Here is a 9,570-nt window from a genome sequence, read left to right as displayed (position 1 = left end):
AATCCCCAGAAGTAGCAGGTTGATCAGTGTTAGCATTAGTAGCACCTTCTTCAACTACATCAGCTTTAGGGAAGAAATCCCCAGAAGTAGCAGGTTGATCAGTGTTAGCATTAGTAGCACCTTCTTCAACTACATCAGCTTTAGGGAAGAAATCTCCAGAAGTAGCAGGTTGATCAGTGTTAGCATTAGTAGCACCTTCTTCAACTACAGATGCATTGTGAGAATTTAATAATTCAGAAGTAGCTTCAGTGTTAGTATCAGCATTTGTATTATATTCTGCGGCATCCGCATCGTGACCAGCAGATACGAATAATAATCCCCCAATTGCTACTGAAGCAATACCGACACTTAATTTTCTAATTGAAAATAATGTTTTTTTATTCATAAAATACGCTCCCTTAATTAAAATATTTAAATTATTTAATTAGTAACTAATTCTATGCAAAATGATTATAAATTGTAAAAAAATAAAAATAACTAGAACTTACGATGAATAGCAAAGAATATATTACTAATTACAATTTAATATAACATAAAAAAATGTTGTGTCACTAAAAATTTACATTTTTTTAATGTTTTTTTATATAAAATAAAGATTAAACAACAATATTTTTAATTTTGTATATTTTTAAAAGTAATATGTTTAAAATTTTCAGAAGGCTTATGAGTGAATTTATAGGAATAGAATACATTTTAATCCCACTTGACTTTCTACATGAAACTCGTTAAAGTATTAGCATATTATTCTGACAATTCTGATAGGTATTAGATTAATAAATTTTTAAAATACTGAGAAGGGGGCCATAGGTTTATGTCAGTATCAAAGATAACGTATGAGAGTTTTGATGGTGATCCATTTATTGACTCCATTTCTACTGACGACGCGACGAAGGGTGCCTATGAAATTTTAAAATGGGCTTATACTACATATGGTGAAGATATCGTTTACTCATGTAGTTTTGGGGCAGAGAGCATGGTACTTATTCATTTGATTTATCAAATTAAACCGGATGCTCACATTGTATTTTTAGATACAGATTTACATTTCCAAGAAACATACGATTTAATTGATAGAGTGAAAGAACGTTTTCCTAAGTTACGTATCGAAATGAAAAAACCAGAATTAACGCTTGAAGAACAAGCTGAGAAATACAATCCTGCATTATGGAAGAATAATCCAAATCAATGTTGTTATATCCGTAAAATTAAACCTTTAGAAGAAGTGTTAGGTGGCGCAATTGCTTGGGTTTCAGGACTAAGACGAGATCAATCTCCAACTCGTGCTAAAACGAACTTTATTAATAAAGATGAACGTTTTAAATCGATTAAAGTATGTCCTTTAATTTATTGGACAGAGGACGAAGTTTGGGATTATATTAAGCATCATGATTTACCATATAATGAACTTCATGATCAGCATTATCCAAGTATTGGTTGTATTCCTTGTACAGCACCAGTATTCAATTCTGATGATTCCAGAGCAGGACGTTGGTCAAGTTTTGAAAAAACAGAATGTGGACTTCATGTTGCAGATAAACCGTGATATAAGGTTTAAAAAATTTTATACCAAAAACATAGTATTCTGATAAGGATTTAAGAATATTCTATATTCGATTTTTACTGGAAAGTCGAATATAGATTACATAATATAAAGATAGTAAGTATTTTAAATAAAGTAAAGATTGAAATGATAAGAGGTGGATGAATTGAATCTAAGTGTTACCAATAGTCCTTTTACTGAAGGACAAGCCACACAAATTAATGAATTATTACAAACACTTACACCAGAACAAAAAGTATGGTTAAGTGGCTATTTAGTCGCAAATCAACAACTTACATCGGGAGCATCCGAAACACAAGGTTCACAAGTAGGAGCCGTTTCACAGGATACTGAAACAATGCTTCAACAAAATGAACCAGCAATTCAACCTGAAAAACGTGCGATTACATTATTATATGGATCAGAAACAGGAAATGCGCAAGGTCTAGCAGAAATATTTGAAGAACGTCTTTCAAACATTGGGCATAATGTAACGTTAAAAGCAATGGATGAATTTAAACCTAAAAATCTTAAAAATGTTGAAGATTTATTTATTATCACTTCAACACAAGGTGAAGGAGACCCACCAGATAATGCAGTTGAATTACATGAATTTATTCATGGTAGAAAAGCACCTAAATTAGAGGGTGTAAGATTCTCAGTACTTGCATTAGGTGATCAAACTTATGAGTTCTTCTGCCAAACAGGTAGGGATTTTGATAAAAAACTTGAAGAACTTGGTGCAGAACGATTATATGAACGTGTTGATTGTGATGTTGACTATGAAGAAAATGCTGAAAAATGGATGGCTAATGTCATTAATACTATCGACTCAGCACCTGAAGGTACACAAAGTGAACAAGTTGTAAGTGAATCAATCAAAGCTGCGAAAGAGAAAAAATACTCAAAGGCGAATCCATATCAAGCTGAAGTATTAGAAAATATTAACTTAAATGGTAGAGGATCTAATAAAGAGACACGTCATATTGAGTTTTTATTAGATAACTTTGGTGAAGAATATGAAGTGGGTGATTGTTTAGTCGTTGTACCAAAAAATGACCCAGCTCTAGTCGAACTATTAATAAGTACATTAGGATGGGATCCAGGAGATCAAATTCAAATCTCAGAAGATGGAGATACGATTTCACTAGAAGAAGCATTATCCTCTTACTTTGAAATTACAAAATTAACGAGACCATTACTTCAAAATGCAGCAGCATATTTTGATAATGAAGAGTTAGAAGAAAAAGTCCAAGATAGTGAGTGGATACAAAATTATATTGAAGGTAGAGACTTTATTGATTTACTCAATGATTTCCCACCTGAAGAATTAGAGCCTGAAGAATTATATCAAATTCTTAGAAAATTACCTCCTAGAGAATATTCTATCTCAAGTAGCTACCAAGCATTACCTGATGAAGTTCACATTACGGTTGGTGCAGTGAGATATAACACACACGGTAGAGATCGTTCAGGCGTATGTTCAGTTCAATTTGCCGAACGCATTCAACCAGGAGATACTGTTCCAATTTATCTTAAACGTAATCCAAACTTCAAATTCCCTAAAGATGGAGATACACCGGTCATTATGATAGGACCTGGTACAGGAATTGCACCATTTAGAGCACACATGCAAGAACGTGAAGAATATGGTTATAAAGGTAATACGTGGTTATTCTTTGGCGACCAACACTTCACTACTGACTTCTTATATCAAACAGAGTGGCAAGAATGGTTGAAAGAAGGTATTCTCGAAAAAATGAATGTCGCTTTCTCTCGTGATACAGACCAAAAAGTATATGTACAACATCGTATTGCTGAGCATAGTAAAGAATTTAATGAGTGGTTAGAAAAAGGTGCATCTATCTATATTTGTGGTGATGAAAAAAATATGGCTAAAGATGTACATCAAGCGATTCGTAATGTGTTAGTGAAAGAACAAAACTTATCTGAAGAAGAGGCTGAAAATTACTTAAAACAAATGAAAAAAGATAAACGTTATCAACGTGACGTGTACTAAAGAAAGGGTGGAGAGTGAATGGCTAAAACGATTAAACAAATTGCTGATGAGTTAAATGAAAACCTTGATGCGTTAGAACATTTAAAAACTGAAAGTAATTATTTACGCGGTACGATTGAAGAAGGCTTAGCAGATCCTTTAACTGGTGCTATTTCCGATGATGATACCAAATTACTTAAGTTTCATGGAAGCTATCAACAAGATGACCGAGATTTACGTGACGAGCGCCGTAAACAAAAATTGGAACCTGCATATGCTTTCATGATTCGTGTGCGACTACCTGGAGGTAAAGCAACACCTGAACAATGGATTGCAATGGATGATATTTCTAATAACTACGCGAACCATACTTTGAAATTAACAACACGTCAAACGTTCCAATTTCATGGTATTTTAAAACGAAATTTAAAATCATCTATGAAAAAAATTAATGAAGCAGTGTTAGATACGATTGCAGCATGTGGGGATGTCAATCGTAATACAATGTGTAATCCAAATCCATATCAATCAAATATTAATAAGGAAATACTTGATTATGCCACAGCGATTAGTGATCATTTATTACCAAAAACAAATGCCTATCATGAAATTTGGTTAGATGGAGAGAAAGTACTTGATTCTAAAGAAGAAGTAGAACCAATGTATGGAGAGAAATATTTACCACGTAAATTCAAAATTGGTATTGCGGTACCACCATCAAATGACATTGATGTTTTTTCACAAGATATTGGTTTAATCGCAATTGTCGAAAAAGATGAACTTGTTGGATTTAATGTAGCTATTGGTGGTGGCATGGGTATGACGCATGGTAATCCAGATACATATCCTCAAGTGGGACGCATCGCTGGATTTATTCCTAAAGATCAAGTAGTAGACGTTTGTGAGAAATTACTTACAATTCAACGTGACCTTGGTAATCGTTCTAATCGTAAAAATGCACGTTTTAAATATACAGTAGATCGTTTCGGTGTAGAAACTATTGTTGAAGAACTGAATTCGCGTTTAGGATGGGACATCAGTAAAGCTCGTGAATTTAAATTTGAACACAATGGCGATCGTTTAGGATGGATTGAAGGTGAAAAAGGCGTATGGAATTATACGTTATTTGTTCAAAATGGTCGCGTGAAAGATACAGAAGATTATCAATTAAAAACAGCATTACGAAAAATTGCTGAAACGCATACGGGTGATTTTAGATTAACTGGTAACCAAAATGTAATCATTGCCAATGTTACAGAAGAGAAAAAAGAAGAAATACAAGCATTGATTGATCAATATGGTTTAACAGACGGTAAAAATTATAGTGGATTAAGACGAAATTCAATGGCATGTGTAGCTTTTCCAACTTGTGGCTTAGCAATGGCTGAATCAGAACGTTATTTACCAACACTATTATCTAAAATTGAAGATTTATTAGATGAGGCTGGTGTGAGAGACGAAGAAATCACAATTCGTATGACAGGTTGTCCGAATGGATGTGCACGACCTGCGTTAGCAGAAATTGCATTTATAGGTAAAGCACCTGGCAAATACAATATGTATTTAGGTGGTAGCTTTAATGGTGATCGTCTCAATAAATTATATAAAGAAAATATTGATGAGAAAGAAATACTTGAAAGCTTACGCCCAATTTTAATAGATTATGGCAAATCACGTCTTGAAGGAGAACACTTTGGTGACTTCGTTATCCGTTCTGGCGTTGTAGCTAAAGTTCACGATGGAAGAGATTTTCATCATTAATGATTCAAGAAATAAAAGGCAAACGGGGTGAAACGATGGGAAAGGTATATCTTGTAGGTGCAGGACCTGGCGATCCTGATTTAATCACTGTGAAAGGTATGAAAGCCATTCAAGCATCAGATGTGATTTTATATGATCGTTTAGTAAATAAAGAAATTTTAGAATTTGCAAAACCAAATACAAAATTCTTCTATTGTGGTAAAGATCCCAATAAGCACTCTTTGCCACAAGAAGAAACCAATCGTATGTTAGTGAATTTAGCAAAAAAAGGTCACATCATTACACGATTAAAAGGTGGCGATCCTTTCGTTTTTGGACGTGGTGGTGAAGAGGCGGAAATATTAGCTGATAATCAAATTCCATTTGAAATTGTTCCTGGTATTACGTCTGGAATTGCAGCACCTGCTTATGCGGGTATTCCTGTTACGCATAGAGATTATAGTTCATCAGTCGCATTTGTTACAGCTGTGAATAAACCAGGTATGACGAAAGAAACATATTGGGAACATTTAGCACACGGTCCTGAAACATTATGCATTTATATGGGTGTAAAACGTTTGCCTGAAATTTGTGAACTATTGGTGCGTCATGGTAAGTCAGTCGATACACCTGTGGCGCTTGTACATTTAGGTACGACAGTGTCTCAAAAAACAGTCACTGGAACCTTGGGTAGCATTGTACAACATGCCTCTGAAATCAAAAATCCTGCAATGATTGTGATTGGCGATGTCGTTAATATGCGTCAAAAAATTAGCTGGTTCAAAGAACAAGTATCAGATTTTGAAATGACATTACCATAATTTGTAAAGTATCTAATATAGGAGGATGACGATATGAACAATATGCCACTCATGATTGATTTAAGCCAACAATCCATCGTCATAGTAGGTGGTGGAAAAGTTGCAACGAAACGTGCGTTAACTTTAGTTGAATACTGTGATGATGTTCATATTGTAAGTCCTTTGATTTCAGAAACTCTGAAAGAATTATTAGATAAAGAAAAAATAGCTTGGAGTCAAAAAGAATTTGAACCACAAGATGTTGAACACGCCGACCTTGTAGTGATTGCCACAAATAATAACGAAGTCAATAAAAAAGTGTTAGAAAGTGTTCCTCATCATGCACTGTGTAATCATGCTTCAAACGCCCAAGCTGGAAATGTTACTATTCCAAGTATTTTAAAACGCGGGAAATTGTCTATTAGTGTGTCAACCAATGGGGCAAGTCCTAAGTTAAATAAACAAATCATTTCAAGAATTATCGATATGTACGATGAATCATATGAAACGTATATTGATTTTTTATATGAAAGTAGACAATTGATTAAACATTTATCAATCGAGCCATCTAGGAAACAGGATTTATTACAACACATTTTATCTGATGACTATTTAGATGAGGTTAAACAACTAGAATTCACGCGATGGCTTCATTTACAAGTTTAGGTATGAAGGGATATGTGATATATGAGAAAATTATTTATATTTGCATTAGCTGGATTTTTAGCACAACTTGTTGATGGATCACTCGGAATGGGATTCGGTGCCTCCTCATCATCAATATTATTAACGTATGGAATAGCACCTGCAATTGTTTCAGCAACTGTACATTTTTCAGAAATAGCAACGACAGCTGCATCTGGTACATCACATTGGAAATTTGAAAATGTACATAAGCCAACCATGTTGAAACTTGCCATACCAGGAGCTATCAGTGGATTTATTGGTGCAGCATTATTAACTCAAATACATGGTGATTATATTAAACCGTATATCGCGTTATTCTTACTTTTTATGGGTTTTTATATTTTGTATCAATTCTTATTTAAACGTCATAAAGACATTCATACACACGTAGGAACCCTTCATAGTGCGAAACTTGTTCCACAAGGAGCCATTGCTGGTTTTTTAGATGCCATCGGTGGTGGGGGCTGGGGACCAGTCAATACACCGTTGTTACTTGCAAGTCATAAAATTCAACCACGCTATGCTATTGGTACAGTGTCTGCAAGTGAATTTTTTGTAACACTTTCAACTTCAATCAGTTTTATTATCTTTCTAGGTTTTACTCAAATTAATTGGTGGTTTGTCATTGCGTTAAGCATAGGCGGTATGATAGCCGCACCAATTTCAGCTTACTTAACTAAAATTTTACCAATTAATATTTTAGCAATTTGTGTAGGTGGTCTTATTATTTTTACAAATAGTAATGCTTTAATGACGTATTTCATCAAAAACACTACAGTGACAAATGTTATTCGATTCGCAATTATTTGTGCGATTATTGTATTAGTTATTATTACTATTATTCGCAACAAAAAATTGTCTTTTTCTTATAAATAAAGCCGAGTAAACTAATCAAAATAATTAGAAAAGGGGTTATCAATGATGACAACACATGAAGATATTATTAATTATACAATTAAGCCACATGGTGGAGAGTTAATTAATCGAGTTGTAGAAGGACAAGAAAGAGATACATTAATTGGAAAAGCAAAATCTTTTAAATCATTAACTTTAAATCCTTGGTCCATTTCAGATTTAGAATTAATTGCCATTGGTGGTTTTAGTCCACTTACTGGATTTATGGGAGAAGCGGATTATAAAAAAGTTATTGAAGATACACATCTTGAAAATGGATTAGTATGGAGTATTCCTATCACTTTACCTGTCACTGAAACGCAAGCGAATGAACTTAACATTGGTGATGATATTGCTTTATATGGTGAAGATGGAGAACTTTACGGTACTTTAAAAATTGAAGAAAAATATACGTATGATAAAGAAAAAGAAGCTCAAAATGTCTATGGTACGACTGAAGAAGCTCATCCAGGTGTTAAAAAAGTATATGAAAAAGGGAACGTTTATTTAGCAGGTCCTATTCAATTAGTGAATCGTCCTAAACATGATGAATTCTCAGATTATCATTTAGATCCTATTGAAACACGCCAATTATTCAAAGACTTAGGATGGAAAACAGTAGTTGGGTTCCAAACACGTAATCCTGTTCACCGTGCACACGAATATATTCAAAAATCTGCATTAGAAATTGTAGATGGCTTATTATTAAATCCTTTAGTTGGTGAAACTAAAGCGGACGATATCCCAGCAGATGTACGTATGGAAAGTTATCAAGCTATCTTGAAAAATTATTTTCCTAAAGATAGAGCACGTTTAGTTATCTATCCTGCAGCAATGCGTTATGCAGGTCCACGTGAAGCCATTCTACATGCTACAGTTCGTAAAAACTATGGTTGTACTCACTTTATTGTTGGACGTGACCATGCAGGTGTGGGGGATTATTATGGCACTTATGAAGCACAAGAACTTATTTCTCAATTTGAAGATGAATTAGATATTCACATTTTAAAATTTGAGCATGCATTTTACTGCACAAAATGTGGTAATATGGCTACAGCTAAAACATGCCCACATGATGCATCAGACCATGTACATTTAAGTGGTACAAAAGTAAGAGAAAAATTACGTAATGGAGAATCATTACCAAAAGAATTCTCAAGACCTGAAGTTGCAGAAGTATTAATTAAAGGATTAAGACAAAAGTAATTTGGGGGAGTATATAACATGAGTCAATCAACAAATATTACATGGCATGATTCAGAAGTAACTAAAGAAGATAGACAACGCCAAAATGGTCATAAAAGTGCTGTCATTTGGTTTACAGGTTTATCTGGTTCAGGTAAGTCAACGGTCTCTGTAGCACTTGAAAAAGCTTTATTCGAAGAAGGTCAACATTCATATCGATTAGATGGTGATAATGTCCGACACGGTTTAAATAAAAACTTAGGATTTAGTCCAGAAGACCGTAAAGAAAACATTCGTCGTATTGGTGAAGTAAGTAAATTGCTTGTAGATGCAGGAACAATTGCAATTACTGCATTTATTTCTCCATATAGAGAAGATCGTGATGAAGTGCGTGAAATTCTGGAAGATGGAGAATTTATCGAAGTATATACGGAGTGTAGTGTAGAAGAGTGTGAAAAACGTGATCCTAAAGGATTATATGAAAAAGCACGTTCAGGCGAAATTAAAGAATTTACAGGAATTAGTGCACCTTATGAAGCGCCAAAACATCCTGAAATAACTATTAATACTGAAAGACAAAGTATAGATGAATCAGTTGAACAAATTCTTAATTACTTAAAAGAACATCAATACATTTAATAAATTAATAAAAACATACTAAGATTAGCTGTGAAGAAATCTATGACGATAGATTTATTCACAGCTATTTTTTATAGTTGTAGAGA

9 protein-coding genes are annotated in these 9,570 nt (G+C 33.8%); 8 read left to right on the top strand and 1 reads right to left on the bottom strand.

Annotated elements, in window-relative coordinates; genetic code table 11:
* The coding region (locus tag AC2FB1_RS02675) for a YSIRK-type signal peptide-containing protein (RefSeq protein WP_490673744.1) at nt 1–385 on the bottom strand (385 nt) is incomplete at its 3' end.
* A gap of 426 nt (nt 386–811) precedes the next feature.
* On the opposite strand from AC2FB1_RS02675, the gene AC2FB1_RS02670 reads away from it, so the two are divergent.
* The 8 genes from AC2FB1_RS02670 (at nt 812) to cysC (ending at nt 9,484) form a co-directional block, all read left to right on the top strand.
* Nucleotides 812–1,543, top strand: a complete 732-nt coding sequence (locus AC2FB1_RS02670) for a phosphoadenylyl-sulfate reductase (protein WP_490673743.1) — start codon at nt 812–814, stop codon at nt 1,541–1,543.
* A gap of 163 nt (nt 1,544–1,706) precedes the next feature.
* Nucleotides 1,707–3,560 carry an assimilatory sulfite reductase (NADPH) flavoprotein subunit gene (locus AC2FB1_RS02665; protein ID WP_490673742.1) on the top strand — a complete coding sequence of 618 codons (1,854 nt, stop codon included), beginning with the start codon at nt 1,707–1,709 and terminating at the stop codon, nt 3,558–3,560.
* Nucleotides 3,561–3,578: 18 nt separating this feature from the next.
* Nucleotides 3,579–5,300, top strand: a complete 1,722-nt coding sequence (cysI, locus tag AC2FB1_RS02660) for an assimilatory sulfite reductase (NADPH) hemoprotein subunit (RefSeq protein ID WP_490673741.1) — start codon at nt 3,579–3,581, stop codon at nt 5,298–5,300.
* Between the two features lie 35 nt (nt 5,301–5,335).
* Nucleotides 5,336–6,100, top strand: coding sequence for a uroporphyrinogen-III C-methyltransferase (gene cobA / locus AC2FB1_RS02655; protein WP_490673740.1), 765 nt, complete (start codon nt 5,336–5,338; stop codon nt 6,098–6,100).
* Nucleotides 6,101–6,133: 33 nt separating this feature from the next.
* Nucleotides 6,134–6,745: an NAD(P)-binding protein gene (locus AC2FB1_RS02650; protein ID WP_490673739.1), complete on the top strand. Its 612-nt coding sequence runs from the start codon at nt 6,134–6,136 to the stop codon at nt 6,743–6,745.
* A gap of 21 nt (nt 6,746–6,766) precedes the next feature.
* Nucleotides 6,767–7,642: a sulfite exporter TauE/SafE family protein gene (locus AC2FB1_RS02645; RefSeq protein ID WP_490673737.1), complete on the top strand. Its 876-nt coding sequence runs from the start codon at nt 6,767–6,769 to the stop codon at nt 7,640–7,642.
* A 45-nt stretch (nt 7,643–7,687) separates the two neighbouring features.
* Nucleotides 7,688–8,866, top strand: coding sequence for a sulfate adenylyltransferase (gene sat / locus AC2FB1_RS02640; protein ID WP_490673736.1), 1,179 nt, complete (start codon nt 7,688–7,690; stop codon nt 8,864–8,866).
* An 18-nt stretch (nt 8,867–8,884) separates the two neighbouring features.
* On the top strand, nt 8,885–9,484 hold the full coding sequence (gene cysC, locus AC2FB1_RS02635) for an adenylyl-sulfate kinase (RefSeq protein ID WP_490673735.1): 600 nt from the start codon (nt 8,885–8,887) through the stop codon (nt 9,482–9,484).
* The last annotated feature ends 86 nt before the right edge of the window (nt 9,485–9,570 follow it).

This window comes from Staphylococcus sp. CoH_129_LAB_1, assembly GCF_058191515.1.
The sequence above is the reverse complement of the archived record's forward strand: the minus strand, read 5'-3'. Positions and strand labels throughout refer to the sequence as shown.